The sequence below is a fragment of the Skermanella mucosa genome (assembly GCF_016765655.2).
Classification (GTDB): Bacteria; Pseudomonadota; Alphaproteobacteria; order Azospirillales; family Azospirillaceae; genus Skermanella; species Skermanella mucosa.
This window is the reverse complement of the sequence record NZ_CP086106.1, coordinates 4,028,917-4,055,107: the sequence shown is the minus strand read 5'-3', so window position 1 is coordinate 4,055,107 and position 26,191 is coordinate 4,028,917. Positions and strand designations below refer to the sequence as shown.

27 protein-coding genes are annotated in these 26,191 nt (G+C 68.6%); 20 read left to right on the top strand and 7 right to left on the bottom strand.

The genetic code is table 11. The features are described from left to right. The first annotated feature begins 66 nt into the window (after positions 1-66). The 7 genes from soxB (at position 67) to JL100_RS18780 (ending at position 6,694) form a co-directional block, all read left to right on the top strand. Positions 67-1,764: a thiosulfohydrolase SoxB gene (soxB, locus tag JL100_RS18810; RefSeq protein ID WP_202679150.1), complete on the top strand. Its 1,698-nt coding sequence runs from the start codon at positions 67-69 to the stop codon at positions 1,762-1,764. 37 nt (positions 1,765-1,801) lie between these two features. Beyond that, the gene (soxC, locus tag JL100_RS18805) at positions 1,802-3,076 is read left to right on the top strand and encodes a sulfite dehydrogenase (RefSeq protein ID WP_228420784.1); all 1,275 of its coding nucleotides are present in this window, start codon (positions 1,802-1,804) and stop codon (positions 3,074-3,076) included. Further along, positions 3,060-3,755, top strand: coding sequence for a c-type cytochrome (locus JL100_RS18800; protein WP_202679149.1), 696 nt, complete (start codon positions 3,060-3,062; stop codon positions 3,753-3,755). The genes soxC and JL100_RS18800 overlap by 17 nt, the downstream gene beginning before the upstream one ends. Before the next feature lie 35 nt (positions 3,756-3,790). After that, positions 3,791-4,279 carry a DsrE family protein gene (locus JL100_RS18795; RefSeq protein WP_202679148.1) on the top strand — a complete coding sequence of 163 codons (489 nt, stop codon included), beginning with the start codon at positions 3,791-3,793 and terminating at the stop codon, positions 4,277-4,279. 53 nt (positions 4,280-4,332) lie between these two features. Then, positions 4,333-4,821, top strand: coding sequence for a hypothetical protein (locus JL100_RS18790; RefSeq protein ID WP_202679147.1), 489 nt, complete (start codon positions 4,333-4,335; stop codon positions 4,819-4,821). Positions 4,822-4,941: 120 nt separating this feature from the next. Then, entirely contained in the window at positions 4,942-6,402 is a 1,461-nt protein-coding gene (locus tag JL100_RS18785) for a permease (protein WP_202679146.1), read from the top strand. A 49-nt stretch (positions 6,403-6,451) separates the two neighbouring features. Next, positions 6,452-6,694, top strand: a complete 243-nt coding sequence (locus JL100_RS18780; protein WP_202679145.1) for a thioredoxin family protein — start codon at positions 6,452-6,454, stop codon at positions 6,692-6,694. A 186-nt stretch (positions 6,695-6,880) separates the two neighbouring features. Here the strand turns inward: JL100_RS18780 and JL100_RS18775 are convergent, their stop codons facing one another. From JL100_RS18775 to JL100_RS18765, 3 genes are read right to left on the bottom strand one after another with little or no spacing between them, the layout of a single operon-like run. Then, positions 6,881-7,474 (bottom strand): DUF6692 family protein, encoded by a 594-nt coding sequence (locus JL100_RS18775; RefSeq protein WP_202679144.1) that lies wholly within the window; start codon positions 7,472-7,474, stop codon positions 6,881-6,883. Then, complete coding sequence (locus JL100_RS18770; RefSeq protein WP_228420783.1) at positions 7,474-7,929, bottom strand: DUF305 domain-containing protein; 456 nt, start codon at positions 7,927-7,929, stop codon at positions 7,474-7,476. Before JL100_RS18770 ends, JL100_RS18775 begins: the two co-directional genes overlap by 1 nt. 18 nt (positions 7,930-7,947) lie before the next feature. Next, the gene (locus tag JL100_RS18765) at positions 7,948-8,502 is read right to left on the bottom strand and encodes a c-type cytochrome (protein ID WP_202679143.1); all 555 of its coding nucleotides are present in this window, start codon (positions 8,500-8,502) and stop codon (positions 7,948-7,950) included. A gap of 290 nt (positions 8,503-8,792) precedes the next feature. Between JL100_RS18765 and JL100_RS18760 the strand changes: the two genes are divergently transcribed. After that, positions 8,793-9,170 (top strand): hypothetical protein, encoded by a 378-nt coding sequence (locus tag JL100_RS18760; protein ID WP_202679142.1) that lies wholly within the window; start codon positions 8,793-8,795, stop codon positions 9,168-9,170. A 20-nt stretch (positions 9,171-9,190) separates the two neighbouring features. Here JL100_RS18760 and JL100_RS18755 read toward each other — a convergent pair whose 3' ends face one another. Further along, a complete protein-coding gene (locus tag JL100_RS18755) occupies positions 9,191-9,967 on the bottom strand; it encodes a sulfite exporter TauE/SafE family protein (RefSeq protein WP_202679141.1) in 777 nt (258 codons plus the stop codon). A 187-nt stretch (positions 9,968-10,154) separates the two neighbouring features. Between JL100_RS18755 and JL100_RS18750 the strand changes: the two genes are divergently transcribed. After that, positions 10,155-11,018: an MBL fold metallo-hydrolase gene (locus JL100_RS18750; protein WP_202679380.1), complete on the top strand. Its 864-nt coding sequence runs from the start codon at positions 10,155-10,157 to the stop codon at positions 11,016-11,018. 166 nt (positions 11,019-11,184) lie between these two features. Then, the gene (locus JL100_RS18745; RefSeq protein WP_202679140.1) at positions 11,185-12,432 is read left to right on the top strand and encodes an MFS transporter; all 1,248 of its coding nucleotides are present in this window, start codon (positions 11,185-11,187) and stop codon (positions 12,430-12,432) included. 429 nt (positions 12,433-12,861) lie between these two features. Here the strand turns inward: JL100_RS18745 and JL100_RS18740 are convergent, their stop codons facing one another. Beyond that, positions 12,862-13,668, bottom strand: coding sequence for a molybdate ABC transporter substrate-binding protein (locus tag JL100_RS18740; protein ID WP_228420782.1), 807 nt, complete (start codon positions 13,666-13,668; stop codon positions 12,862-12,864). A gap of 93 nt (positions 13,669-13,761) precedes the next feature. Here JL100_RS18740 and JL100_RS18735 point away from each other — a divergent pair, with 93 nt between their 5' ends. The 6 genes from JL100_RS18735 (at position 13,762) to JL100_RS18710 (ending at position 20,873) form a co-directional block, all read left to right on the top strand. Then, entirely contained in the window at positions 13,762-14,724 is a 963-nt protein-coding gene (locus JL100_RS18735; RefSeq protein ID WP_211113004.1) for a LysR family transcriptional regulator, read from the top strand. A 124-nt stretch (positions 14,725-14,848) separates the two neighbouring features. Continuing rightward, the gene (locus tag JL100_RS18730; RefSeq protein ID WP_202679139.1) at positions 14,849-15,337 is read left to right on the top strand and encodes a formate dehydrogenase subunit gamma; all 489 of its coding nucleotides are present in this window, start codon (positions 14,849-14,851) and stop codon (positions 15,335-15,337) included. Beyond that, on the top strand, positions 15,334-16,914 hold the full coding sequence (locus JL100_RS18725; protein WP_202679138.1) for a formate dehydrogenase beta subunit: 1,581 nt from the start codon (positions 15,334-15,336) through the stop codon (positions 16,912-16,914). Before JL100_RS18730 ends, JL100_RS18725 begins: the two co-directional genes overlap by 4 nt. Positions 16,915-16,969: 55 nt before the next feature. Further along, entirely contained in the window at positions 16,970-19,804 is a 2,835-nt protein-coding gene (gene fdhF / locus JL100_RS18720) for a formate dehydrogenase subunit alpha (protein WP_202679137.1), read from the top strand. Between the two features lie 12 nt (positions 19,805-19,816). After that, positions 19,817-20,608: a formate dehydrogenase accessory sulfurtransferase FdhD gene (gene fdhD, locus JL100_RS18715; protein ID WP_202679136.1), complete on the top strand. Its 792-nt coding sequence runs from the start codon at positions 19,817-19,819 to the stop codon at positions 20,606-20,608. A gap of 37 nt (positions 20,609-20,645) precedes the next feature. Beyond that, entirely contained in the window at positions 20,646-20,873 is a 228-nt protein-coding gene (locus JL100_RS18710) for a formate dehydrogenase subunit delta (protein ID WP_202679377.1), read from the top strand. On the opposite strand, the gene dcd is transcribed toward JL100_RS18710, so the two are convergent. Then, complete coding sequence (dcd, locus tag JL100_RS18705; RefSeq protein ID WP_202679129.1) at positions 20,863-21,456, bottom strand: dCTP deaminase; 594 nt, start codon at positions 21,454-21,456, stop codon at positions 20,863-20,865. The genes JL100_RS18710 and dcd overlap by 11 nt on opposite strands. A gap of 142 nt (positions 21,457-21,598) precedes the next feature. Between dcd and JL100_RS18700 the strand changes: the two genes are divergently transcribed. From JL100_RS18700 to JL100_RS18690, 3 genes are all read left to right on the top strand, one after another. After that, a complete protein-coding gene (locus JL100_RS18700; RefSeq protein WP_202679126.1) occupies positions 21,599-22,492 on the top strand; it encodes a hypothetical protein in 894 nt (297 codons plus the stop codon). Positions 22,493-22,592: 100 nt separating this feature from the next. Beyond that, the gene (locus JL100_RS18695) at positions 22,593-23,141 is read left to right on the top strand and encodes a YajG family lipoprotein (RefSeq protein ID WP_202679124.1); all 549 of its coding nucleotides are present in this window, start codon (positions 22,593-22,595) and stop codon (positions 23,139-23,141) included. A gap of 90 nt (positions 23,142-23,231) precedes the next feature. Further along, positions 23,232-24,347, top strand: a complete 1,116-nt coding sequence (locus JL100_RS18690; RefSeq protein WP_202679122.1) for a THUMP domain-containing class I SAM-dependent RNA methyltransferase — start codon at positions 23,232-23,234, stop codon at positions 24,345-24,347. Positions 24,348-24,439: 92 nt separating this feature from the next. Here the strand turns inward: JL100_RS18690 and JL100_RS18685 are convergent, their stop codons facing one another. Then, positions 24,440-25,336, bottom strand: a complete 897-nt coding sequence (locus tag JL100_RS18685) for a LysR family transcriptional regulator (protein WP_202679120.1) — start codon at positions 25,334-25,336, stop codon at positions 24,440-24,442. Between the two features lie 195 nt (positions 25,337-25,531). On the opposite strand from JL100_RS18685, the gene JL100_RS18680 reads away from it, so the two are divergent. Beyond that, a complete protein-coding gene (locus tag JL100_RS18680; RefSeq protein WP_202679118.1) occupies positions 25,532-26,143 on the top strand; it encodes a glutathione S-transferase family protein in 612 nt (203 codons plus the stop codon). Positions 26,144-26,191 lie beyond the last annotated feature (48 nt).

The window sequence follows — 26,191 nt, the reverse complement described above, 5'->3', positions numbered from 1 at the left end:
AACCGATCCTAGACTTCGCCGAACATCGATGCGGCGGCGCGATGCCGCCCGCAAGGGAGATCGTGCATGTTTTCCAGACGTGAGTTCCTGTCCGCGACGACGGCCCTCTCCGCGGCGATGGGCCTGGGCTTGTCCGGCCGCTGGTCGCGCGCGGCGGCCCAGCAGCGCCTGACCGAGGACGACCTGCTGGCGGCCGAGGATTTCGGAAACCTCACGGTCCTGCACATCACCGACATCCATGCGCAGTTGAAGCCGCTCTATTTCCGCGAGCCCTCCATCAACTTGGGGGTGGGCGAGGTCGCCGGCCTGCCGCCGCACGTGACCGGGGCGGATTTCCTCAAGCTCTACGGGATCAAGCCGGGCTCGCCCGACGCCTATGCGCTGACCTCCGAGGATTATGCCGCCCTGGCCGGGACCTACGGCAGGATGGGCGGGCTCGACCGCATCGCCACCATCGTCGGACGGGCGCGCGCGGAGCGGGGGGAGGAGAACGTCATCCTGCTCGACGGCGGCGACACGTGGCAGGGCAGCTATACGTCCAACCGGACCGCCGGGGCCGACATGATCGAGGCGATGGACCTTCTGCGGCCCGACGCCATGACCGGACATTGGGAATTCACCTACGGCGCCGACCGGGTGAAGGAAGTGGTGGAGAGCCTGTCCTTCCCCTTCCTGGGCTGCAACATCTTCGACGCGGAGTGGGACGAGCCGGCCTTCGAGGCCCACCACATGGTGGAGCGGGGCGGCGTCAAGGTCGCGATCATCGGCCAGGCCTTCCCCTATACCCCGATCGCCAACCCGCGCTGGATGATCCCGGGATGGTCGTTCGGCATCCGGGAGGAGCAGGTCGCCAGGACGGTCGAGGCGGTGCGCGCCGACGGGGCGGACCTGGTCATCCTGCTGTCGCACAACGGCTTCGACGTGGACCGCAAGCTGGCAAGCCGCGTACAGGGCATCGACATCGTCCTGACCGGCCATACCCACGACGCGCTTCCGGAACCGTTCAAGGTCGGCAAGACGCTGCTGATCGCCTCGGGCTCGAACGGGAAGTTCCTCAGCCGGCTCGATCTGGACGTCCGCGACGGCGCGCTGAAGGACTTCCGGTACCGGCTGATCCCGGTGTTCTCCGACGTGATCTCCGCCGACCGGGACATGGCGGCGCTGATCGACAGGGTGCGGGCACCCTACGAGAGCGACCTGAAGCGCGAGATCGGGCGGACCGAGACGCTGCTCTACCGCCGCGGCAACTTCAACGGCACCTGGGACGACCTGATCTGCGAGGCGCTGCTGGAAGAGCGCGATGCCGAGATCGCCCTGTCCCCCGGTTTCCGGTGGGGAACCACGCTGCCGGCGGGAAGCGCCATCACCGTGGAGGACCTCCACAATAATTGCGCGATGACCTACCCGGCGGCCTACCGCAGCACCATGACCGGGCAGACGCTGAAGACCATCCTGGAGGATGTCGCGGACAATCTTTTCAACGCCGACCCCTATTACCAGCAAGGCGGCGACATGGTCCGGGTGGGCGGGCTCGGCTTCGCCATCGACCCGACCCGGACGATCGGCTCCCGCATTTCGGACATGACCATCCTGGCGACCCGGAAGCCCATCGAGGCCGGCCGCGAATATGCCGTCGCCGGGTGGGCGTCGATCAACGAGAACACCGAGGGTCCGGCGATCTGGGACGTGGTGGAGAGCTACCTGGCGAAACACCCGGTCGTCCGCCTCAAGGAAAACCGCTCCGTCCTGCTCAAGGGCGCCTAGTGACCACTGGCCTTCGTCCGGCGACTGGAGAAAGACCATGACCGAACAGATGAACAAGCCATCGCGACCGCAGGCATCCCGCCGCGCCTTTCTCGGCGGTGCCGCCGCGCTTGGCGCCGGGCTCGCCGTGCGGCCGGCCCTGGCGGCCGGCGACCCGCTGATCACCGAGGTCCAGGATTGGAACCGCTACCTGGGCGATGGGGTGGACGCCCGGCCCTACGGGGTGCCGTCCAGGTTCGAAGCCGACGTCGTGCGCCGTGACGTGCCCTGGCTGACGGCGGACACCAAGAGCTCCGTCAACTTCACGCCGCTGCACAGGCTGGACGGCATCATCACGCCCAACGGACTCTGCTTCGAACGGCACCATGGCGGCATCGCCGAGATCGCGCCGGCCGACCACCGGCTGATGGTCCACGGCCTGGTCGAGCGGCCCCTGGTCTTCACCCTGGACGACCTCAAGCGCTTCCCGCGCGAGAACCGGGTCTATTTCCTGGAATGTGCCGCCAACTCGGGCATGGAATGGCGGGGCGCCCAGCTGAACGGCTGCCAGTTCACCCACGGCATGGTCCATTGCGTGATGTATACCGGCGTCCGGCTGCGCACCCTTCTCGAAGAGGCGGGATTGAAGACGTCGGGAACCTGGCTGCTGGCCGAAGGGGCCGACGCGTCCGCCATGACCCGCTCGATCCCCCTGGACAAGGCGCTGGACGACTGCCTCGTCGCCTGGGGCATGAACGGCGAGGCCCTTCGGCCGGAACAGGGCTATCCCGTGCGCCTCGTGGTTCCCGGCTGGGAAGGCAATATGTGGGTCAAGTGGCTGCGCCGTCTGGAAGTCGGCGACGCGCCCTGGGAGCACCGCGAGGAGACGTCCAAATACACGGACCTGCTCGCCAACGGCAAGGCCCGGAAGTTCACCTGGCAGATGGAGGTCAAGTCTGTCATCACCAGCCCGAGCCCGCAGGCGCCCATCGCCCACGGGCGGGGGCGGACCGTGGTCTCCGGCCTGGCGTGGTCGGGCAACGGCACGATCCGCCGGGTCGATGTCTCCCTGGACGGCGGGCGCAACTGGCAGACGGCCCGGATCGACGGGCCCAGCCTGCCGAAGGCGCTGCACCGGTTCTATCACGAGTTCGACTGGGACGGCTCGGAGCTGTTCCTCCAGTCGCGCGCGATGGACGAGAAGGGTTTCGTCCAGCCGACCAAGGAAGATCTGCGCGCCGCGCGCGGCACCAACTCGATCTACCACAACAACGGCATCCAGACTTGGTACCTGAAACCCGACGGAGCGCTCGAGAATGTCGAAGTTTCCTAAGGCATCGCTGCTGGCCGCCTGCCTGCTCGCCATGTCGGCGGGCTCCGTCCATGCCGAGGCGGCTTCTTCCCCCGGCCCGCTCAAGCTGGGCCGCATCGCGACCGAAGCCGAGATCGCGGCGTGGGACCATGACATCCGGCCCGATGGCAAGGGGCTGCCGGACGGGCGGGGCACGGTTGCCGACGGCGAGGCCCTTTTCACCGACAACTGCGCCGCCTGCCACGGCGATTTCGGCGAGGGCGTCGGCCGCTGGCCGGTGCTGGCCGGCGGCGAGGGGACCCTCGACCGCGAGCGGCCGGAGAAGACCATCGGGTCCTACTGGCCCTACCTGTCCACGGTCTACGACTACGTCAACCGCGCGATGCCGTTCGGCAACGCCCGGTCCCTCGGCCCCGACGACGTCTATGCCCTGACCGCCTATCTCCTGTACCTGAACGACATCGTGACGGACGAGGAGTTCGAGCTTTCCCGGGAGAATTTCGCGGACATCCGGATGCCGAACGTCGATAACTTCGTCCCCGACGACCGCGAGCGGGAAAAGCACTACGTCGCCGATACCGAGCCTTGCATGAAGGACTGCAAGCCGGGACCCGTCGCGATCACCATGCGGGCGCGCGTCCTCGACGTGACGCCGGACGGCGGCGGCGAAGAGGGACCCGCGGCCGGCAACGTCGATTGACCCGAAACGGCAGCCAAGCACCGGGAGCAACCAGGATGGCGGGCTTGAAACTCCGGGCGACTGTCAGGGCGGCGATCCTGGCCGCCGGCTGCATCGTGCCGCAGGCCGCCGCCCCCGGCGCGGCCTTGGCGCAGCCCCAGGACGGCGAGGAGATCGTCTTCCACAAACTGGCGCTGCAGGTCGGCGATGGCGACGCGGAGGCCATGCGCTCGGCGCTCGACATCGCCTCCAACGTCTCGCGGAGCTACGGCGCCAAGGCCCATGAGGTCGAGATCCGGATCGTCGTCTACGGCCCAGGCCTCGACATGCTGCGCCCGGACCGTTCGCCGGTGCTGGACCGGCTGAAGGCCTTCGAACAGAGCATGCCGAACGTGACGTTCGTGGCCTGCGGCAACACGCTGGATACCCTGGAGCGCAAGGAGGGCCGGCGGCCCGACCTGGTCCCCTACGCCGAGATCGTCGAGGCGGGGGTGGCGGAACTGATCGCCCTCCACGAGCAGGGCTACACCATAATCAAACCTTGAGACGGCATCACACGATGGCGGCATGGGGCCGTCGGACGGATCGGGAGAAGGTCATGTCTTTCGCTTTCAGGTTCGGTACGCTCGCGGCGGTCCTGTGGGGGCTGGCACCCAACCCCACCCTTGCCGGCGACATGCAGGGCATCGTCCTCTACGAGGCCAGGGGGAGCTTCGACCAAGCCCGGCACGACCTTGAGGACTCGATCGTAAACCGGGGTTATGTCATCGACTACAAGGCGAAGATCGGGGCGATGCTGCAGCGTACCGCCGGTGATGTCGGAAGTACGCGTGCGATCTACGCCGACGCCGAGACGATGCAGTTCTGCTCGGCCCTGCTGTCGCGCAAGGCCATGGAAGCCGACCCCGGCAATATCGCCTACTGCCCCTATGTCCTCTTCGTCTATGCGCCCGCCGACGCGCCGGGCACCAGCGTGGTGGGATTCCGGCGCCTGGGCGAGACCGGATCGGAAAGCTCCCGGGCCGCGCTGAAGGAGATCAATTCCGTTCTGGACGGTATCGCTCGGGAGGCCGCGGGGATCGAATAGGCCTTCTCGCCCCGAAGGGACACGAGTAGTGGGCACGCTTTGACATGTGTCACGGCGGATCGCCCGATACCGTCGCCTAATGCCCCTCGACACGCTGCGAACCGAGGGGGGATCCCCGACGTGGAACCGTCCGCCATTTTCGTCCAGACCATGCAGAGCGGGTTCGGGAGTCTCGCGGCCTATCTGGCCGCGCATGTGCTGCTGTGCCTCGTGCCGGCCTTCTTCATCGCGGGCGGCCTCTCCGCGCTGATGCCGAAGTCGGTGATCACCCGTTTCCTGGGGCCCGGCGCGCCGAAGGCCATAGCCTATCCGGCGGCCACCGCCGCCGGGAGCCTGCTGGCCGTCTGCTCCTGCACCATCGTCCCGCTGTTCGCGGGCATCTACAGGAAGGGTGCCGGGCTGGGGCCGGCCATCACCTTCCTGTTCTTCGCGCCCGCGGCCAACATCCTGGCGCTGACCTACACGGGCGCCGCGCTGGGGGCCGAGTTCGCGGCGGCGCGTCTCGTGCTGTCGCTGGTCTTCGGCATCGGCATCGGGATGATCATGGCGCTGGTCTTCAGCGGGGACGACCGCGCCCACGCCGGCGAGGCCGACGGCGCCTTTGCCGGGGGTGAGCGCTTCCAACCCCCGGCCGTCGTCCTGATGCTTCTCCTGGTGGCGCTGCTCGTCGCCGGAACGCTGAAGGTCGGCCTCCTGCTCGACAGCTTTGCCAGCGTCACCCTGCCGATCCACGGCATGGACGAGGTCGAGGCGACGCTGCACCGGTTGGTGCCCTTCGATCCCGCGAGGGGCGAGGAGGGGATCGGCGCGCAAGGGGCGGTCCTCGTCCTGCTGCTGGGCATCATCGCGGCGGTGGCGCCGCTCGGGCTGGGCCGGGTGGACGAGGGGTTCAACCGCTGGACCTGGGCGACGCTGGCGCTGGTCGTGCTGACCCTGGCGGTCGCGGCCGTCGGCGTGCAGCCCCGGGCCGGCGGCGTCACGCTCCACCTGACCGGGAGGCTGGTCGGCGTGGTGGCCATCATGGCGGCGATCGTCTGGGTCGCCTGCCGCCACATCGACCCGTTCGAGGTTCGGCAGTGGCTGTGGGAGAGTTGGCGGTTCGTCCGCCAGATCTTTCCGCTGCTGGTCGTCGGCGTCTTCGCGGTGGGGGTCCTGCGCGTGTTCATCCGGCCGGAATGGGTGGAGACGATGGCCGGCAGCAACACCATTCCCGCCAATCTGGTGGGCGTCGTCTTCGGTGTGTTCATGTACTTCCCGACCCTGGTCGAGGTGCCGGTCGCGCAGATGTTCCTGTCGCTCGGCATGCATCCGGGGCCGCTGCTGGCCTACCTGATGGCGGACCCCGAGCTGAGCCTGCAAAGCATCCTGATCACCGCCAGCATCATCGGCCGGACCAAGGCGTGGGCCTATGTCGGCCTGGTCGCGCTGTTCAGCACGGCGGCGGGCCTGACCTTCGGGGCATGGCGCGACGGAACAAGCCTATGGCTGCTCGGCGGAGGATTCGTGGTTTTCCTGCTGGTCCTTGCCGCGGTCCTGCATGCCTTCCATCGCCGGGCCGGCACCATGACGAAGGCCGCTTGAGCCTCGAACGCTAACGTGAGCAACCACTGCTTCGAAGGAGGATGGAATCATGCGCGTCAAGGTCCTTGGGCCGGGTTGCGCCCGCTGCAAGCGCCTGGAGGAACTGACCCGGGAGGCGGCGCAGGAAGCCGGCGTCGCCGTCGAGATCGAGCATGTCACGGACATGGCCCGGATCCTCGATTACTCCGTCATCAGCACGCCGGGCCTCGTCGTCGGGGAGGAGGTCAAGATGTCCGGCCGATTGCCGCGCCGGGAGGAGATCGTGGCTTGGCTGAGGCAGGCCGCCGCATAGGCCGGAGCCGGGATCGATCGGCGCGGCCTTCATGCTGACCGACCCGATCTTCCAGGGGCTGGCGGCCTCCCTGCTGTTCGGCCCGCTGAGTTCGACCCTGCGGACCGTCCTGGTCATCCCGGCCATCCACGTCGTCCTGCGGGTCGACGGCCGACCGGGCGTCCGCCGGGCTGCGGGAAAAATCCCTCACGCACCCGGTGCCGGATCGACCACCGCCGGCTCTGACAGGCAGTCCAGATAGCCGCGATAGCCGACCCTGAGCCTCTGCCCGATCTCGAAGATCATGTCGGCCTCCCGGCGCCTTACGCCGTCTCGGCCTTCGGCCGGCTCTCCGGCATCAGGTGAGACGGTGATCCGGATCGGGATCGCGGTCAGGGAGAAATCCGAGCCCTGTCCGACGTTGCCGTCGATCGGCGCCGGTTCCAAGACGACCAGGTTTCCGTTCAGCCTGACGATCCCGACCCCCGTTTCTCCAGCGGCTCCCATGCTCACGGCCAGAGCCGGCTTGCCTGCGGCCGTGTACCGGAATTCGCAGCGGGGACCCGCACCGACTGCCTTGCGGATCTGCGCGCCGTTCATCGTGGCGGGATCCAGGGTCGGTATATGCGCGCCCGCGAGCGCCTCCTCCGCCGGGACGATCCTCGCGATCTCGGGTGCGTGGATGGCCCCCGTGTCGTCGTCCGGCGCGTCGTCCTGGCCACACCCGGCGAGCAGCCCAAGGACGAATATCAGTCCCGGGAGAAAAGGGACCCGTCCATTCTGCGGAAACACGGCATCCATCAGTCCCGCGCCTCCAGGTCGGCGGCGAGGTACTTCATCTCCGCGATTTCCCGTTCCTGGGCTTCGACGATCTCCTCCGCGAGCTTGCGGACCCGAGGATCGGTGATCTGCGCACGCTCGCTCGTCAGGATCGCGATAGAATGGTGCGGGATCATCGCCTTCATGTACTCGACGTCGTCCACCGTCGCCTGGCTGCGCACGACCCAGAGCGAAAAGGCGAAGACCGCGATGGAGCCCCCGAATATGGCGAGGTTGACCGCCCGCTTCCTGTACATGTTCAGCATGTAGCCAAGCATGATGATGGACATGGTGGAACCCATGACCAGCGCCATCCAGGCGCGCGTCTCGCTCCAGAAGACATGCTCAAACGAGTAGGTATTCAGGTACATCAGACCATACATGACGACCGTCGAGGTCGCTATCATCGCGGCGAAGCGCCAGTACGACATCTGCATCAGGCTCGTCCTCCCTGGTCAGTACGCATGATCGCCGCCCTTGTCGTTCGCACCACCGGAAATCGCGTACTCCTCGGGCGTCATGGCCGGGAGTTCCTTGACGAAGGCGACGATTCCCCAGAGTGCCCGGTCGTCGTGGGTCGGCCCGAACGCCGGCATTCCGCTCATCTTCACCCCGTGCTTGACGATCCAGAAAACTTCCTGCTCCTCCCATTCGGCCGCCGCTTCGGCGAGGTGGGGCGGCCTCGGCCGCATGCCGCTCGCCCAAGGGGACCGTTCGACACCCGGTCCGGCGTGGCAGTGCTGGCACATCGACTTGTACGAGCGTGCGCCGGTCTCGATCATGTCCGGAGCGACGTCTTCGGGCACCTCGGTATCCGCGGCGCGGCTCTCGACGGAATTATGAAAGGTGGTGTCGAACGCCCACCGAGTGAACGAGGCATGCTCTTCCGTCGCGGCAACGTTGAACGCACCGGTATAGACGATGAGCAATCCGACGATGCCGAGCAGTGCCAGAGTGCCCACCATGCCCGCGGCGGCTGCCAGGCCTATGGATTTCTTCCGACTGTCCATCTCTTTCCGCCCTTCCCTTTACCAGGGCTTGCCCGCATTGCTTTCCGTACTAGTGCAACAAGGCATCCCGGACCCGGTTCCAAGATCGGTGGAGCCAATGGTTGAACCACGTCCACTTCGGGGCACCCTCCGAAAACGCCGATCTTTCTCAGGTCGGCATTCCATGCCCTGTCGGCTGGAGCGGAATAACGGCTGCGACGCGTGCCGACTTGATCCAGTTTAATTCCATGACTTGAATCCGCGACGACACTGAAGCGAGGCTCAATCCTTTTCAGGAAGAAGGCGCGACCATGCGTATTCCCACAGTATTGATGGTTGCCTTGGCGTTGTCCCTGCCGGCCTCCCGAGGAGTCCTCGCGCAGTCGCCCCCGGCGGACGATACGCCGATCTATGGGAGCCAGATGATGACCCAGCAGGAGCGGGCGGATCATCGCAACCGCATGCATCAGGCCAAGTCCGCGGCGGAACGGGAGCAGCTGCGCCAGGAACATCATCGCCAGATGCAGGCCCGCGCCAAGGAGCGTGGCGTCACCTTGCCCGATGAACCTCCCCCGATGCCCGGCCATGGCGGCATGGGCATGGGGCAGGGAATGGGCATGGGACCTGGCGGCGGAGGTGGCTCGCGCGGCGGCGGCCCCGGCGGTGGCTCCGGAGGCGGGTCCCAGTAAGGGGCCTCCTTTCCGGGCGGTCAGAGCAGGCCGAAGGCGCCCGCGTTCCGGTACAGCATGTAGGCCGCGACGGCGAACATGACGCCGGCGAAGATCCGGGTCAGCGCTCCCTTGCGGGTGGACAGCCGGACCGCGGCCTTCAGGCCGGCGAAGCCGCCCGCCAGCCCGCCCGCGATGAACAGGGCCGCGATCGTCCAATCGACCAGGCCGGAGACGGCGTAGTTGGCCGCGGTGGTCAGGCCGAAGGCCCCGACCGAGAACAGGGACGACCCGATGGCGTTGAGCACCGCCATGCCGCTGCCGAACAGGATGCCGGGCACGACCAGGAAACCGCCGCCGATCCCGAACAGGCCCGATACCATCCCGACCACGAACCCGACGGCCAGCAGCCGACCCGCGATGCGCCGGTCGATCCGGACCGTGGGATCGCCCTCGCCACCCCGCCGGCGCAGCATGGAAACCCCGACCGCGACCATCGCCAGCGCGAACAGGAACAGCAGCTTCTCGCCCTCCACCGCCTTTCCGATGGTCGAACCGACCAGGGCGCCGATCACGCCGGAGGCGGCGAAGGTCACGGCGCACGGCCACTTCACCGTCCCGGCCCGGGCATGCTGGGCAAGGTTGGCGAAGGCGCTGACGGCGACCGCCAATGCGCTGGTGCCGATGGCGACGTGGGGATCCGGTATTCCCACCACGTAGAGCAGCAGCGGCACGGCGAGGATCGACCCGCCGCCGCCGATCAGGCCGAGGGTGAATCCGACCAGCGAGCCGGACAGGATCGTAAGGAGTTCTTGCATCGGGGCACGCTCGGGCTTCTAGGAAACGGGCTATCGGGAGCGGGGAGTGGCGTCAGTCGGATCATCGTTCGGTTCGCCCACGCGAAGTCTCTCGCTATAAATTAGTATTGACTAATATAATAGCCGGACCCACCTGTTCAAGCAGCAACGCGGGCAGCCCTCGAAAGGGCCGATACAGGAGGTCATGATGAAACCGGAGGTCATCCCCTTTTTCGACGAGGCGACCAACACCGTCAGCTACGTGGTCGTCGATCCCGCCACCAGGGCCGCCGCCCTGGTCGACAGCGTGCTCGATTTCGACCCGAAGTCCGGGCGCACCTCGACGGCCTCGGCGGACCGCCTTGTCGCGACGGTGGATGAGCGCGGCCTCACGGTCGAGTGGATACTGGAGACCCACATCCACGCCGACCACCTGTCCGCCGCTCCCTACCTGAAGGAGAAGCTGGGCGGCCGCATCGGCATCGGGGAGCATATACGCGAGGTCCAGAAAGTCTTCCGGACGCTGTTCAACATGGAGCCCGCCTTCGTCACCGACGGCCGCCAGTTCGATCACCTGTTCGCCGACGGCGAGCGGTTCCGGATCGGCGGGCTGGAGGGCAGGGCCATCCACACGCCGGGCCACACGCCGGCCGACATGACCTATGTGGTCGGCGACGCGGCTTTCGTCGGCGACACGCTGTTCCAGCCCGATTACGGCACGGCGCGATGCGACTTCCCCGGCGGCGACGCCCATGCCCTGTACCGCTCCATCCGGCGCATCCTGGACCTGCCGCCCGAAACCCGGCTGTTCACCGGCCATGACTACAAGCCGCCGGGCCGGGATCATTTCGCCTGGGAAAGCACGGTATCCCGGCAGCGGGCGTGCAACATCCATGTCCATGACGGCGTGGGCGAGGAAGAGTTCGTCGCCCTGCGCGAGGCCCGCGACAGGACGCTCGACATGCCGAAGCTGATCATCCCCTCGATCCAGGTGAACGTCCGGGCCGGTCGGCTGCCGCCCCCGGAGGACGACGGCAGGCGTTACCTGAAGATCCCGATAGACGCCCTGTGAAGAGGCACTGGGGAGGAAATCAAGCCGGAGAGCATGACGGGATGACACAGGGGAAGCTTGGCGTCTCCCCGATGACGATCGGTTTTCCCTTGCGGGCGATCGGCGCATGGCAGGTTCGGCGAATCCGCCGGTTGACAGGATTCCCGACCCGGCGCAGACAGATCGGATGACACAGCGCTCCGCCCTCATCACGCCTGTCCTCCTCTCCGGCAGCCTTGTGGTGCTGGTGGGATTCGCCATCCGCGCCTCGTTCGGCGTCTTCCAGCTTCCCATCGCGATGGAGTTCAACTGGCCCCGCGCCGAGTTCTCCCTCGCCATCGCGATCCAGAACCTCGCCTGGGGTTTCGGCCAGCCGCTCTTCGGCGCGCTGGCCGAGAAGATCGGCGACCGCAAGGCGATCATCCTCGGTGCCTTGGCCTACGCGCTGGGCCTCGTGCTCTCGGCGGGTGCCACCCTGCCGATCCAGCACCACCTGTACGAGGTGCTGGTAGGCCTGGGCATCGCGGGCACGGGCTTCGGCGTGGTGCTCGCCGTCGTCGGCCGGGCCTCGTCGGACGAGAACCGCTCCATGTCGCTCGCCATCGTGACCGCGGCCGGGTCCGCCGGGCAGGTGGTCGGGCCGCCGCTGGCCGAAGGTCTCCTGGCGCTGATGCCGTGGCAGGGCGTGTTCCTGGCTTTCGCGGTGCTGATCCTGGCGGTGCTGGCCGTGCTGCCCTGGATGCGCTCGCCCGCTCCCGTCTCCAGGACGGAGCTTCAGCAGAGCATGGGGTCGGTGGTGCTGGGCGCGCTGCGGGACCCCAGCTTCGCGCTGATCTTCCTGGGGTTCTTTTCCTGCGGCTACCAGCTCGCCTTCATCACGGCCCATTTCCCGGCCTTCGTGGCCGAGGTGTGCGGACCGATCATGCTGGGCAGCGTGCTGCACTCGATGGGAATCACGACGACCGGCGCCCTGGGCGCCGTCGCGATCTCGATCATAGGGCTCGGCAACATCGCGGGCACGCTGGCGGCGGGCTGGGCCGGCAAGCGTTACACCAAGAAATACCTGCTGGCCGGGATCTACACGGGCCGCACCCTGGCCTCGGCCTGGTTCATCCTGACGCCGATGACGCCGACCACGGTGCTGGTGTTCTCGGCCGTGATGGGAAGCCTGTGGCTGGCCACCGTGCCCCTCACGTCGGGTCTGGTCGCGCATCTCTACGGGCTGCGCTACATGGGCACGCTCTACGGCATCGTGTTCCTCAGCCACCAGCTGGGCAGCTTCATGGGCGTCTGGCTCGGCGGCCGGCTCTACGACGCCTACGGCAGCTACGACGCGGTATGGTGGATCGGCGTCGGCATCGGCGCCTTCAGCGCGCTCGTCCATCTCCCGATCCGGGAGACCTCGCGTCCCCTGGTGGCGGTCCCGGCGGAGTGAGCCGGTGAAGTGGATCGTCGGTCGCCGGACTCCAGGTCCCAAGACGATCGCGCATGACGCAAGTCGCGATGCCGGGAAGGCCGCCGGCCGCAAGGTCTCGTGGTGCAGTATATTACTTAAGTAAGCCCCGCCGCTTCGCCGCGACGGGGCTTTTAGTCTGGAGCGTCTCATTGGGCCGGCCGCCGCCGCGATCCGGCTGCGCAATACATACCATCCCGCCGACTCGAATGCCGGTCATCTTCCGGGACCCTTCCGGAGTGACCGGAAATGGCCAGCCGTGCGACAGGTGGTTTCCAAAGGAGAAACCGCCGCCCATTCCCCAGGGCGGGCCGCTCAGCCCGGTGCCAGCGCCAGGAGCAGCGCGAGCATGCGCGCCACGGCCGCCACCGTGCCCATGCACCCTCTTCCCATGATACCTCCCGCCTGCCGTCAGGGCTTGGAAAAGCCGTAGCGTTCCAGGACGGCCTGCCCCGCCGGGGAAAGGATATGGTCCGCCAGCGCGGTTCCCCGGGCCGTGTCGCCCCCCGTGATCACCGCGAGGCCGTAGACCGCGCCGACGGCCAGAGGCTCCGGCACCGCGACGATCTTCAGGTCCGGGACCTCGTCCACCGCCAGCCGGGCGTTGGTGCAGTAGGTCAGGAAGATGTCGGCACGGTCCTCCGCCATCAGCCAGCCATAGGCAGTCCGACCCGCCGGGGGCTTGGGGGACTCCGGGCCGCCGGTCAGTTGCAGCGCCTTGTCCCGCAGCAGGCCGGCGCTGCCGCCGTGCAGAGCTTCGGCCTTGCCGAACAGCTCCCAGGCATAGTCGCCGGCAGGATCGGTCCTCGGGGTGGAGGTCGCGACGCGGACTTCCGGGTCCAGCAGGCGGTCCAGCAGCGTATCGGGCGTCGCCGCCACGTGCGGCTGCGCCAGGGCGCACAGCTCGTTGCGGGCGAACGGACGCACGGGCGCGGCCAGCCCGGCGTCGGCCAGCGCCTGCGGATGCTCCAGGTTGGCGGACGCGAACAGGTCCGCCGCCTCGCCCTTCTCCAGCCGCGCCCGGAGCTGGCCGGACGGGCCGAAGGTGGCCTCGACCCTCGGACCCCCCGCCGATTCGTAACCCTTCGCCAGCTCCGTCAGGGCGGCCTTCAGGCTGCCGGCGGCGAACAGGCGGACGGCGTCGTCGGCCTTCGCCGGCACGGCCCCCAGGACAAGGCACGCCACCGCGCCGCCCATAAGCTTCTCAACCAGCCGCATGCGCCTTCCCTCCGTAGTCTGTCCGAGAACATACTTGCTGTTCTCCTGCATGAACATGCATGAATTACAGAATAATGTATCAGAAGCATCAAAATGCAGGATTCCGTTCAGGGGGGAAGCGCCGTGTTCCGTAAGTTCGTCTATCTGGTGGCCCTGGCGCGGGAGGAGCATTTCGGGCGGGCGGCCGAGGCCTGCCACGTCTCTCAGCCGACCCTGTCGAACGCGATCCGCCAACTGGAGGACGAGCTGCGCGTGCCAATCGTGGAGCGCGGCCAGAAATTCGCCGGCTTCACCCCGGAAGGCCGGAAGGTCCTCGATTATGCCCGCCGCATCCTGGCCGAGCGAGACGGGCTTCAACAGGAACTGACGTCGCTCTCCCGGGGCCTATCGGGGCGGCTGCGGATCGGTGCCATCCCGACCGCGCTGCCGGCGGTGCCCCAGCTTCTGGCCCGCTTCGCCGGCCGATATCCGCGGATCAGCTCCTGCGTCACCTCGCTGAGTTCGCGCGAGATCCAGCGCGACCTGGACGCCTTCGAGCTGGATGCCGCGGTCACCTACCTCGACAATGAGCCGCTGGGAAACGTCCGGACCGTGCCGCTCTACTCCGAGCGCTACTTCCTCCTGGCGCCCCGCGCCGTCGTGCCCGACGGGGCGACCGGCATCGCCTGGAGCCGGGCGGCCGACCTGCCGCTCTGCCTGCTGACGCCCGACATGCAGAACCGCCGCATCGCCGACGCGGCCTTCCGCATGGCCGGCCGGGCCGTCGCGCCGCTGATGGAGACCAACTCCATGATGACGCTCTATTCCCTGGTGCGGAGCGGCCTGGGGGCCGGCGTGGTGCCGGGCCAACTGCTCACGGTGGTGGCGGCGCACCCGGACCTCGTGGCGCTGCCGCTGACCGACCCGGACCTGACCTATGCCGTGGGGCTGGTCCATGCCGACCGCGATCCGCCGTCGCCCCTGGCGAGCGCGCTCGCCGCCGTCGCCGCCGAGGACGGGCTGGCCCAGCGCCTGCGCGCCCTGGCCGAGGAGACGCAGGCGCTCTGGCTGCGATAGCGAAACCCTATCGGCCTATCGATAAATCAAATTTGCCGAACCTCTCCCGGATCCGCCACCCTGCCCGTGGATGGATCAACCGAGAATAAGCGGTCGCCGCGAACCGGCCGCGCGGGAGGGGAACATGAACGCTCGATCTCCATGGGACGCCGGACGCGCCGCCGGCATCATCGCCGCCCACCGGCACATGCGGGGCGCCCTGCTGCCGATCCTTCACGCCCTCCAGGAGGAGTTCGGCTGCATCGACGAGGACGCGATCCCGCTGCTCGCCCGCGAGCTGAACCTGTCGCGGGCCGACGTCCACGGGGTGGTGTCGTTCTACCACGAGTTCCGGCGCACCCGTCCCGGCCGCCACACGGTCAAGGTCTGCCGGGCGGAAGCCTGCCAGTCCATGGACCCCGACGGCCTGATCGACCATGTCCGCCGCCGCCTCGGCGTCGCCCTGGGCGGGACCACCGCCGACGACGCCTTCACCCTCGAGTCCGTGTTCTGCCTGGGCAACTGCGCGCTGGCCCCGGCGGTCATGGTGGACGAGGCGCTGTACGGCCGCGTCGACGCCCGCCGCTTCGACGCCATCGCCGCCGCGACCCTGGAAGCGGAGGGCGCCCGATGACCGTCCCCCTGCACACGATCCCCCTATGCACGGTCTATATCCCCCGCGACGCGGCGGCCCTGTCGGTCGGTGCCGACGAGGTCGATGCTTCGATCCGCGCCGAGGCGGTCCGGCGCGACCTTCCCGTCCGCATCGTCCGCAACGGGTCGCGCGGCATGCTGTGGCTGGAGCCGCTGGTCGAGGTCGAGACGGCGGCCGGCCGGGTCGCTTACGGCCCGGTCTCGCCCGGCGACGTGCCGAGCCTGTTCGACGCCGGTTTCCTGGCCGGCGCCGAGCATCCCCTGGGGCACGGGCCGACCGAGGAAATCCCCTACCTGGCGAGGCAGGAACGGCTGACCTTCGCCCGCTGCGGCGTGATCGATCCCCTGTCGGTCGAGGACTACCGCCGCCACGGCGGTTTCCGCGGGTTGGAGCGGGCGCTCGCCATGACCCCGGCGGAGATCGTCGCCGAGGTCACGGAGTCCGGGCTGCGCGGCCGCGGTGGGGCGGGCTTCCCGACTGGCATAAAGTGGAAGACGGTGCTCGACGCGCCGGGCGCGGAGAAGTTCGTCTGCTGCAACGCGGACGAGGGCGACAGCGGCACCTTCGCCGACCGCATGATCATGGAAGGTGATCCGTTCTGCCTGATCGAGGGCATGACCATCGCCGCCATAGCGGTCGGTGCCCGCCACGGCTTCGTCTATATCCGGTCCGAATACCCCCATGCCATCGCCACCCTGCGCGAGGCGATCCGGCTGGCCTATGACGAGCGCTGGCTGGGCGTGGGGATCCATGGCACCGCGAACACCTTCCACCTGGAGGTCCGCGTCGGCGCCGGCGCCTATATCTGCGGCGAGGAGACCTCCATGCTGGAGAGCTTGGAGGGCAAGCGCGGCATGGTCCGCGCCAAGCCTCCGCTGCCGGCGCTGGAAGGGCTGTTCGGCAAGCCGACCGTGGTCAACAACGTGCTGTCCCTGACCTCTGTGCCGGTGATCCTGGACAGGGGCGGGGCCTTCTACCGCGACTTCGGCGTCGGGCGGTCGCGCGGCACGCTGGCGTTCCAGCTGGCCGGCAACATCCGGCACGGCGGCATCGTCGAGAAGGCGTTCGGCATCACCCTGCGCGAGCTGCTGTACGATTTCGGCGGCGGCACGCGGACCGGGCGGCCGATCCGGGCGGTGCAGGCCGGCGGCCCGCTGGGCGCCTACCTGCCGCCCTCCCTGTTCGACCTGCCCAAGGACTACGAGGCCTTCGCCGCGCAGGAGGCGATGGTCGGCCATGGCGGCATCGTCGTGTTCGACGACGGCGTCGACATGGCCCGGCAGGCGCGCTTCGCCCTGGAGTTCTGCGCTGCCGAATCCTGCGGCAAGTGTACGCCCTGCCGCATCGGCGCGGTGCGCGGCGTGGAGGTCATGGACCGGATCATCGCCGGGAAGGATGTCGGCGGCAACCTGACGCTGCTCCAGGACCTGTGCGAGGTCATGACCGACGGCTCGCTGTGCGCCATGGGCGGCATGACCCCGATCCCCGTGCGCAGCGCGCTCAAGCATTTTCCCGAGGATTTCACCCGTCCCTCCGCCGCCCTCGCGGCCGAGTGACCGGCCCAGTGACCGGCCGGGCGACCGGCCCAGTGACAGGATTAAGGAGCAGACCATGTCGTCGATCCAGGACATCGATTACGGCACCCCGGCGCGACGCTCGGAAGCGCTGGTGACCCTCGACATCGACGGGCGCAGCGTGACCGTTCCCGAAGGGACCTCGGTGATGCGCGCCGCCGCCGAGGCCGGCATCAACATCCCCAAGCTGTGCGCCACCGATTCCGTCGAGCCCTTCGGCTCCTGCCGGCTGTGCATGGTGGAGATCGAGGGCAGGCGCGGCACGCCGGCCTCCTGCACCACGCCGGTCTCCCCCGGCATGAAGGTCTCGACCCAGAACAACCGGCTCGGCCGGCTGCGGCGCGGGGTGATGGAGCTCTACATCTCCGACCATCCGCTGGACTGCCTGACCTGCCCGGCCAACGGCGCCTGCGAGCTCCAGGACATGGCCGGCGCGGTCGGGCTGCGCAGCGTGCGCTACGGCTTCGACGGCGCGAACCACCTGAAGGCGGAGAAGGACGAGAGCAACCCGTACTTCACCTTCGACCCGTCGAAATGCATCGCCTGCTCCCGCTGCGTGCGGGCCTGCGGCGAGGTCCAGGGTACCTTCGCCCTGACCATCGACGGCCGCGGCTTCGACAGCAAGGTGTCGGCCGGGGCGCTGGAAAGCTTCATGGACTCCGAATGCGTCTCGTGCGGCGCCTGCGTGCAGGCCTGCCCGACCGCGACCCTGATGGAAAAGTCGGTCATCGCCCAGGGACAGGGCGAGCACAGCATCATCACGACCTGCGCCTATTGCGGCGTCGGCTGCTCCTTCAAGGCGGAGATGCAGGGCACCACGGTGGTCCGCATGGTGCCGCACAAGGACGGCGGGGCCAACGAGGGGCATTCCTGCGTCAAGGGCCGCTTCGCCTGGGGCTATGCCACGCACCCCGACCGCCGGATGAAGCCCATGATCCGGGAGACCATCGACGATCCCTGGCGGACCGTCTCGTGGGACGAGGCCATCGGCTACGCCGCGTCCCGCCTGCGCGACGTCCAGGCGCGCCACGGCCGGCGCTCGATCGGCGGCATCACCTCGTCCCGTTGCACCAACGAGGAGGTCTATGTCGTCCAGAAGATGATCCGCGCCGCCTTCGGCAACAACAACGTCGATACCTGCGCGCGGGTATGCCACTCGCCCACCGGATACGGGCTCAAGCAGACCTTCGGCACCTCGGCCGGCACCCAGGACTTCCGGAGCGTGGACCATGCCGACGTCATCCTGGTGATCGGCGCCAACCCCACCGACGGCCATCCGGTCTTCGGGTCGCGCATGAAGCGGCGGCTCCGCCAGGGGGCCAAGCTGATCGTCATGGATCCGCGCCGGATCGACCTGGTACGCAGCCCCCATGTCGCCGCCGCGCACCACCTCCAACTCCGACCCGGCAGCAACGTCGCGGCCCTGAACGCGATCGCCCATGTCATCGTGACCGAGGGGCTGGCGAACCACGCCTTCATGGCCGATCGGTGCGACGCGCTGGAGTTCGCCCGGTGGGAGACCTTCATCGGCGACCCGCGGCACAGCCCGGAGGCGGTCGAGCAATATACCGGCGTCCCGGCGGCGGAGATGCGCGCCGCGGCCCGCCTCTACGCCACCGGCGGCAACGCCGCGATCTATTACGGCCTGGGCGTGACCGAGCACAGCCAGGGATCCACCGCCGTGATGGGCATGGCGAACCTGGCGATGCTGACCGGCAATATCGGCCGCGACGGCGTCGGCGTCAGCCCCCTGCGCGGGCAGAACAACGTCCAGGGCTCCTGCGACATGGGCTCCTTCCCGCACGAGCTGACCGGCTACCGCCACGTCTCCGACGACGGGGTGCGCAGCCTGTTCGAACGGGAATGGGGGGCCGCCCTGGACGCCGAGCCGGGCCTGCGCATCCCCAACATGTTCGACGCCGCCGTTCCCGGCGCAGAAGGGGAGGGGAGCTTCAAGGGCCTGTTCGTCCAGGGCGAGGACATCGCCCAGTCCGACCCCAACACCCAGCACGTGACCGCCGCCCTGCGCGCGATGGAGATCGTAATCGTGCAGGACCTGTTCCTGAACGAGACGGCGGCCTTCGCCCACGTGTTCCTCCCCGGCACCTCGTTCCTGGAGAAGGACGGCACCTTCACCAACGCGGAACGCCGGATCAACCGGGTCCGCCCGGTGATGCCGTCCAAGACCGGCAAGCAGGAGTGGCAGGTGGTCGCCGAGCTGGCCTCGGCGATGGGCTATCCCATGCATTACGACAAGGCGTCGGAGATCATGGACGAGATCGCGCGCCTGACCCCGACCTTCCAGGGCGTCAGCTTCGACCGGCTCGACCGGCTGGGCAGCGTGCAATGGCCCTGCACCGACGCCGCACCCGAGGGCACGCCGATCATGCACGGCGACGGCTTCGTGCGCGGCAAGGGCCGCTTCATGATCACCGAATACGTGGCGACGCCGGAACGCGCGTCCCGCTGGTACCCGCTGATCCTGACCACGGGGCGCATCCTCAGCCACTACAATGTCGGCGCCCAGACCCGCAGGACGGACAATGTCGCCTGGCACCCGGAGGACGTGCTGGAGATCCATTCGCACGACGCCGAGCAGCGCGGGATCCAGGACGGCGACCTGGTGTCGCTGGCCAGCCGGATCGGCGGGACGACGCTGCGCGCCCGCATTTCCGACCGCATGCCCCAGGGCGTGGTCTACACCACGTTCCACCATCCGGTGACGGGCGCCAACGTGGTCACTACCGACAACTCCGACTGGGCGACCAACTGCCCCGAATACAAGGTGACGGCGGTTCAGGTGACCCGCAGCAACCAGCCTTCTGACTGGCAGCTCCGGCGGACCGGAGCGGCCGGCGTGGCGGCGGAATAGGGAGGGCGCGAGATGTCTAACCCCGTGCTGGACCCGGTATCGGGCCACGCGCATTCCCGTCCCGCCGACGGCGTCGGCCCGGCCGGGACGGTCTGGCTGGTCGCCGAGGAGGTCCCGGTGGCGTTCGAGTACAACAAGCGGTCCCACGCCGTGATGATGGCGACGCCGGCCGACCTGGAGGATTTCGCGCTGGGATTCAGCCTGTGCGAGGAGATCGTCGGCGCCGCCGCCGAGATCGAGGGCGTCACCATCAGGGAGGAGGCGGAGGGGATCGTCCTGTCCATGGCGGTGGACCGGCGGCACCTGCTGGACGGGGTGAAGCGGCGGCGCACCATGGAGGGCCGCAGCGGCTGCGGTCTCTGCGGGGTGAGCAGCCTCGCCAGCGCGGTGCGCCGGCCGCGCCGGGTGACGGCGTCCTTCGCCCCGTCGGTGGCGGCGATCGCGGCGGCCTTCGCCCGGCTGCCGGACCACCAGCCGATGAACCGCGCGAACCGCTCGCTCCATGCCGCCGCCTGGTGCGATCCCGACGGTCGGATCCTGATGGCGCGGGAGGATGTCGGCCGGCACAACGCGCTGGACAAGCTGGTCGGCGCGCTCGCCAGGGCGGGCACCGACCCGTCCGGCGGCTTCGCCCTGATGAGCAGCCGGTGCAGCTTCGAGCTGGTGCAGAAGGCCGCGACCTTCGGCATCCCGATGCTGGCCTCCGTCTCGGCCCCGACCGCGCTGGCCCTGAACCTCGCGCGGGACGCCGGCATGACGCTCGCCGCCCGGTCGGGCCGTGACGGCGTCATGCTGTTCCACTGACCCGACCCCACTCAACCGGAGCCCATGGGAGCCCATGATGGATACGAAAGAACTGGTCCGGATGGCGAACCAGATCGCCGGCTTCTTCCAGTCCTATCCCAGGGACGAGGCCGTCGCCGAGACCGCCGCCCATATCCGCAGCTTCTGGGAGCCGCGGATGCGCAGCCGCCTCCTGGACCACGCCGCCGCCGGCGGCGAGGATCTGCACGAGATCGCCCGCGAGGCGGCGGGCATTCTGGACGAAAAGACCGCCGCTATTCCTTGAGCGGCTGCTCCAGGTTGATCCGGCTCGGCAGGGGGTCGAGCTGGTCGCGGTACTTGGCGTCGGCCCTCGCGGCATAGGGCTTCGAGGTCGGCGACATCAGCGTCTCGAAGCTGAGCGCGCAGATGCGCATGCCGGGCCGCAGCGCCAGCGGCAGGCGGCCGCAGTTGAAGAATTCCAGCGTGATGCGGCCGTTCCAGCCCGGATCGATCGTGTGCGCCGTCGCATGCACCATCAGGCCCAGCCGGGCCAGGCTGCTGCGCCCGTCGAGGCGGCCGGCGATGTCGTTCGGCAGCAGGATGCGCTGCACGGTGATGCCCAGCACCAGTTCGCCGGGATGCAGGAAGAACGACTCCCCGGCGGGTATCTGTACCCGGTCCATCAGCTTGTCCGGCACTTGGCTGGGATGCCCCACGGGCGGCGCGAGGTCCACGAAGGCCGCCTTGCCGGGTGGAAACACCTGGAAAGTGTCCCCCAGCTGGAGATCGACCGACATGGCGCCGATCTGGCCTTCCGTCGGCATCGGGTCGATCTGGATGCGTCCCTCGGCGAGGTATCGGTCAATATCGACGTCTGAGAGTTTCATGCCTTCCGAACCTTCTGCCGGGACCGCAAACGCAATGCCTCCGGTCGCTGCCATGGTGTTCTCTATAGCCGGATCGATGCCCCTCGACAAGGAAGTCGCCGGAACCGTAGATAAGGCGCGCCTCGCAGCGGAAGGGGGAATCTTGAGTAATCCGAGCCAAGGGGCAGCCGCCCCGGACCGTCCGAACGCGGTCCGTCCAACCGTCATCCCCGGCGATCCGCCGGCATCCGGCGGGACCTCCGCCCCGGTAGCGGCGTTCCGGGAGATCGTCGCCGCCCACGGGCAGCGGACGCGGCACCTGAGGGACACCGTGTCGTCCCTGTTCGTGGAGAACCGGGATCTCTCGGACTATGCCGCGGACGGCGGGCCGCTGCCCGACCTTGTCCTGGTCGGCGACAATCCCGGCCGCAGGGAGTGGGAGAATTCCGTCTATCTCTGCGCGGCGGGGCGCGCCGGACGGATGGCGCACGCCTTCTTCGACGGGATCTACGGCCCGGGATCGTTCCGGTCCAAGGTCATGGTGCTGAACAAGAGCTCCTACCATACGCCACGCACCGCGGGGCTGACGCAGACCCTGAGGGACGGCGTCGGCGATTCCGCGGTCGATCGGGCCATTCGCTACGACCAGGAGGAGAACGCCCGCCTGATCGCCGAGATCGTGGCGCTGCTCGGCATCCCGGTCGTGACCATCGGCATGGAGAGCGGCGGCGCGACGTTCCGGGACTTCCGCCGGACCCTGGAGTCCCGCTTCCAATCCCTGGGAGAGCCGCCGGCCCGCTTCCGGGGGCGGAATCTTCCGTCCCCCTTCCGCAAGGTGCCCCACTTCTCGCTGTCGAAGATCTTCTGCCGGAACAGCGATGCCGGATGGAACGCCGCCCTGGACCGGTTCCTCGACGCCTGGGAGAGCCGGACCCCGGGGCTGAGGACCGGCAACGGCAACGTGTCTTCCAAGATCCTCCTGGAAAGCCGGGACAAGGCCATGCTCTCCGACTATCTCTCGATGGTCGTCCTCTCCATGGACGTCAGGGGCGGGTGAGGCGACGCCAGGATGGGTCCCGGCACGCCGCGCCCGGGTTGATTTCGGGTTTCCCCCAAAGATGGGGTGACAGGCCCGGATCGGTGTGTACAAGTGCGGTATGCGTCACGTCGTCCTTCTCCTCGCCATCATGCTCGCCGCCTGTCAGACTCCGCCCGGCGCGGTCCATCCCCGGATGCCGCAGATGGTGGTCCCCGTCGATCCGCAGGAACCTCCGCAGCCGAGGGACGCAACCCTCCGGCAGGGCATCGAGGTCGGCGAGATAACGCTGCAAGGCAGTGCCGCGGGGCAGATCTCCGGCGTCGGCGCGATTTCCCGTACCGATCTGCGGGAGGCACTGATCAACACGCTCGCCAGCCGCGGCCTCCTGGCGGCGAGCCGCCCGACCTATCGGCTCGACATGGCGATCTCCAACGCGAGGACGCCGGCCATACCGGGACCCTTCGAGACGGAGATCGGCATCACCGCCGCCTATGTCCTGAGGGACGCCGGGACCGCGGCCGAAGTCTGGCGCGCCGACATCGACACGAGCGCCGAGCGGAAGGTCACCGCCGGCCTGCCGGAGCCCGTGCTGATGGAGCGGGACGCGCTCGAACAGGCGATCCGCGACAACATCGCCCGGATGCTGGAATCCCTCTATCGGCGCTGAAGCCCCGTCCAGCCGCCCCAGCGATCGCGCAAGGGACGATCGCGCGAGAAAGGTGTCGATGATCGCGCGCCGGGGCGATATGTAGGCGGGATGAACACGGACGCCGATTTCGAAATCTTCCTGGTGACATTCCCCGGCCTGGAGCCCGTCCTGTGCGCGGAGGCGCAGGCCAAGGGTTTCAGGGATCCCACCGCCGTCAAGGGCGGCGTGACGGTGAGGGGCGGCTGGCCCGAGGTGTGGCGGGCGAACCTGGAGATCCGCGGTGCCAGCCGCGTCCTCGCGCGCATAGGCGCCTTCCGGGCCTTCCACCTGGCCCAACTCGACAAGCGGGCGCGCCGGCTGCCCTGGGGCGACGTCCTGCGGCCGGACGTGCCCGTCCGCGTCGAGGCGTCCTGCAAGGGCTCCCGCATCTACCACGCCGGCGCCGCCGCGCAGCGGATCGAGAAGGCGATCCGGGAGGAACTGGGCGCCCCCGTCTCCGCCGAGGCCGAGATCCAGGTCAAGGCGCGCATCGACGACGACCTCTGCACCGTCAGCATCGACACGTCGGGCGAATCCCTGCACAAGCGGAACCACAAGGAAGCCGTCAACAAGGCGCCGATGCGGGAATCGCTGGCCTCCCTCTTCCTGCGGCAATGCGGCTACGACGGCGCCGAGCCCGTCGTCGATCCCATGTGCGGGTCGGGCACCTTCGTCATCGAAGCGGCGGAGATCGCCGCCGGCCTCCATCCCGGCCGGTCGCGCCGCTTCGCCTTCGAGGCGCTCGCGGGGTTCGACGAGGCGGCCTGGCAGCGCCTGCGCGGGACCGGCGGCGGGGCCAGGCCCGACCTCCGGTTCTACGGCAGCGACCGCGACGCGGGGGCCGTCGCCATGAGCCGCGCCAACGCGGAGCGGGCGGGCGTCGCCGAGCTGACGGAGTTCCGGCACCATGCGATCAGCGACCTGGCGCCCCCCGCCGGCCCTCCCGGCCTCGTCATCGTCAACCCGCCCTACGGCACCCGGATGGGGGACGGCAAGCCCCTGTACCCTCTCTACGGCGCCCTCGGGCAGACGCTTCTGGCGCGTTTCTCCGGCTGGAGGGTCGGGCTGGTGACGAGCGACGCGGCGCTCGCCCGGGCGACCCTGCTGCGGTTCCTGCCGCCGTCCGCCCCGGTGACGAACGGAGGCGTGCGGGTGACCCTGTTCAGGACCGGCCCCCTGCCGTAAGGACGCTCCGGTTCCGGCATGTCCGGAAGGCTGGGCGCCACCCACCGCGCCTTCGGCTTTCCATCCGCGACGATCGAGACCTCGCCGGCCTCTCAGGTGATCGCCCGGTTCGCGCGCAGCCGCGCAGCCGCGAACTCGACGAACGCCTGCACCTTGGCCGACGCGTTGCGACCTTCGGGGTGGACGACGTGGATCGGCAGCGGCTCCTCCTCGAACTCGTCAAGGATGGTCCGGAGGCCGCCGTCGAGCAGATCCGGCGCGATCATGTAGGACAGCACGCGGGCGAGGCCCCATCCGGCACGCGCCGCGATGATCCCCGCCGCGTTCGAGTTGCAGAACAGGGCCGGCTTGACGTGGGCGACGATCTTTCCCCCCGGCCCGAAGCGCCAATCGAGCGATGGCCAGGCGCTGGTCACCGCGATGACGCGGTGCCGGGCGAGCTCGGTCGGGTGTTCCGGAACACCGTGGCGCTCGAAATAGGCGGGTGCTCCGCAGATCACCCGGCGCACCGCTCCGACCCTGGTCGCCCGGTGGGTCGAATCCGGCAGGTGCCCGATCCTGATCGCGACGTCGATGCCCTCGTCCACCAGGTTTGTGACCCGGTCCAGCAACAGCACCGTGCCCGTCACCTCCGGATAGGTTTCCAGGAAGTCCATCATGATCGGCATGATGTGCATCTGGCCGAACTGGACCGGGGCGGTGACCGTCAGCCCCCCGGTCGGCTTGGCGAAGGATCCGGCGGCGGAGGCTTCCGCCTGCTCGATCGCCGCCAGGATGCGGCGGCAGTCCTCGACGTAGCGATGCCCTGCCTCGGTCAGCTTGACGGATCGCGTGGTGCGGACCAGCAGTCGCGCGCCGATCAGATCCTCCAGCGCGGCCACGGCGCGCGTGACGGCCGGCGGGCTCATGTGCAGCTGTCGCGCCGCCTCGGCGAAGCCGCCCGTGTCGGCGATGCGCACCATCACTTTCATGGCGTGGTGGCGATCCATTCCCCTTTGTCTCCGCCCCCTTTGTCCCCGCGTGATGAGCTTCCCAACCATAACCGGGCCGGGGGCCGGCGCCAGTTCTTTATTCCATTCCGCGGAATGCTGAATTGACCAGGACGCGGCTTCTTCCGCCGGGTGATCCACGGCAAGGTCTCCCTGCCGGGAAAACCCGGTGTTGGACCTCCTGGGAGCCGTCACATGAAACTCTATTCACATCAGCTATCCGGCCATGCGCACCGCGCCAGGCTCTTCCTGTCGCTGATCGGCGCCGATGTCGAGATCGTCGACCTCGACTTGGCGAAGGGAGAGCACAAGTCGCCCGGATATCTGGCGCTGGACCGTTTCGGTCAGGTTCCGCTGCTGGATGACGACGGTGTCATCGTCGCCGATTCCAACGCGATCATGGTCTACGCCGCCAAGAAGCATGGCCGCACCGATTGGCTGCCGGAGGACGCGCCGGGCGCCGCGAAGGTCCAGCGCTGGCTCTCGGTCGCCGCCGGCCAGATCGCCTTCGGCCCGGCCGCCGCCCGCCTTGTCACCATCTTCAAGGCCGGCTTCAACCCGGAAGAGGTGATCGCCCGCGCGCATGGCATTCTCAAGCTCATCGACGCCGAGCTGGAGGGCCGCGACTGGATCGCCGCCGAGCGGCCGACCATCGCCGACGTGGCGCTCTACAGCTATGTGGCACGGGCGCCCGAGGGCAATGTCGACCTGGCCCCCTACGCCAATGTCAACGCGTGGCTTCGGCGGATCGAGGCGCTTCCCGGCTTCGTCGAGTTCGCCAGGACGCCGGTTGGCCTGAACGCCTGATCGTCGCCGCCGGGCCGCCGCCCAGTCATCGGCAAGCCCGGCCAACCC

Bases quoted from the DNA above. Each gene is read 5' to 3' on its own strand.
- fdhF (WP_202679137.1), top strand. From the start codon at position 16,970: ATGTCGTCGATCCAGGACATCGATTACGGCACCCCGGCGCGACGCTCG.
- JL100_RS18790 (WP_202679147.1), top strand. From the start codon at position 4,333: ATGTCTTTCGCTTTCAGGTTCGGTACGCTCGCGGCGGTCCTGTGGGGG.
- JL100_RS18775 (WP_202679144.1), bottom strand. From the start codon at position 7,474: ATGGATGCCGTGTTTCCGCAGAATGGACGGGTCCCTTTTCTCCCGGGA.
- JL100_RS18730 (WP_202679139.1), top strand. From the start codon at position 14,849: ATGAACGCTCGATCTCCATGGGACGCCGGACGCGCCGCCGGCATCATC.
- JL100_RS18725 (WP_202679138.1), top strand. From the start codon at position 15,334: ATGACCGTCCCCCTGCACACGATCCCCCTATGCACGGTCTATATCCCC.
- JL100_RS18680 (WP_202679118.1), top strand. From the start codon at position 25,532: ATGAAACTCTATTCACATCAGCTATCCGGCCATGCGCACCGCGCCAGG.
- JL100_RS18690 (WP_202679122.1), top strand. From the start codon at position 23,232: ATGAACACGGACGCCGATTTCGAAATCTTCCTGGTGACATTCCCCGGC.
- JL100_RS18695 (WP_202679124.1), top strand. From the start codon at position 22,593: ATGCGTCACGTCGTCCTTCTCCTCGCCATCATGCTCGCCGCCTGTCAG.
- JL100_RS18760 (WP_202679142.1), top strand. From the start codon at position 8,793: ATGCGTATTCCCACAGTATTGATGGTTGCCTTGGCGTTGTCCCTGCCG.
- JL100_RS18685 (WP_202679120.1), bottom strand. From the start codon at position 25,336: ATGGATCGCCACCACGCCATGAAAGTGATGGTGCGCATCGCCGACACG.
- JL100_RS18745 (WP_202679140.1), top strand. From the start codon at position 11,185: ATGACACAGCGCTCCGCCCTCATCACGCCTGTCCTCCTCTCCGGCAGC.
- JL100_RS18780 (WP_202679145.1), top strand. From the start codon at position 6,452: ATGCGCGTCAAGGTCCTTGGGCCGGGTTGCGCCCGCTGCAAGCGCCTG.
- JL100_RS18710 (WP_202679377.1), top strand. From the start codon at position 20,646: ATGGATACGAAAGAACTGGTCCGGATGGCGAACCAGATCGCCGGCTTC.
- JL100_RS18765 (WP_202679143.1), bottom strand. From the start codon at position 8,502: ATGGACAGTCGGAAGAAATCCATAGGCCTGGCAGCCGCCGCGGGCATG.
- JL100_RS18795 (WP_202679148.1), top strand. From the start codon at position 3,791: ATGGCGGGCTTGAAACTCCGGGCGACTGTCAGGGCGGCGATCCTGGCC.
- soxB (WP_202679150.1), top strand. From the start codon at position 67: ATGTTTTCCAGACGTGAGTTCCTGTCCGCGACGACGGCCCTCTCCGCG.
- JL100_RS18750 (WP_202679380.1), top strand. From the start codon at position 10,155: ATGAAACCGGAGGTCATCCCCTTTTTCGACGAGGCGACCAACACCGTC.
- JL100_RS18800 (WP_202679149.1), top strand. From the start codon at position 3,060: ATGTCGAAGTTTCCTAAGGCATCGCTGCTGGCCGCCTGCCTGCTCGCC.
- fdhD (WP_202679136.1), top strand. From the start codon at position 19,817: ATGTCTAACCCCGTGCTGGACCCGGTATCGGGCCACGCGCATTCCCGT.
- JL100_RS18735 (WP_211113004.1), top strand. From the start codon at position 13,762: ATGCAGGATTCCGTTCAGGGGGGAAGCGCCGTGTTCCGTAAGTTCGTC.
- soxC (WP_228420784.1), top strand. From the start codon at position 1,802: ATGACCGAACAGATGAACAAGCCATCGCGACCGCAGGCATCCCGCCGC.
- JL100_RS18755 (WP_202679141.1), bottom strand. From the start codon at position 9,967: ATGCAAGAACTCCTTACGATCCTGTCCGGCTCGCTGGTCGGATTCACC.
- JL100_RS18740 (WP_228420782.1), bottom strand. From the start codon at position 13,668: ATGCGGCTGGTTGAGAAGCTTATGGGCGGCGCGGTGGCGTGCCTTGTC.
- JL100_RS18770 (WP_228420783.1), bottom strand. From the start codon at position 7,929: ATGCAGATGTCGTACTGGCGCTTCGCCGCGATGATAGCGACCTCGACG.
- dcd (WP_202679129.1), bottom strand. From the start codon at position 21,456: ATGAAACTCTCAGACGTCGATATTGACCGATACCTCGCCGAGGGACGC.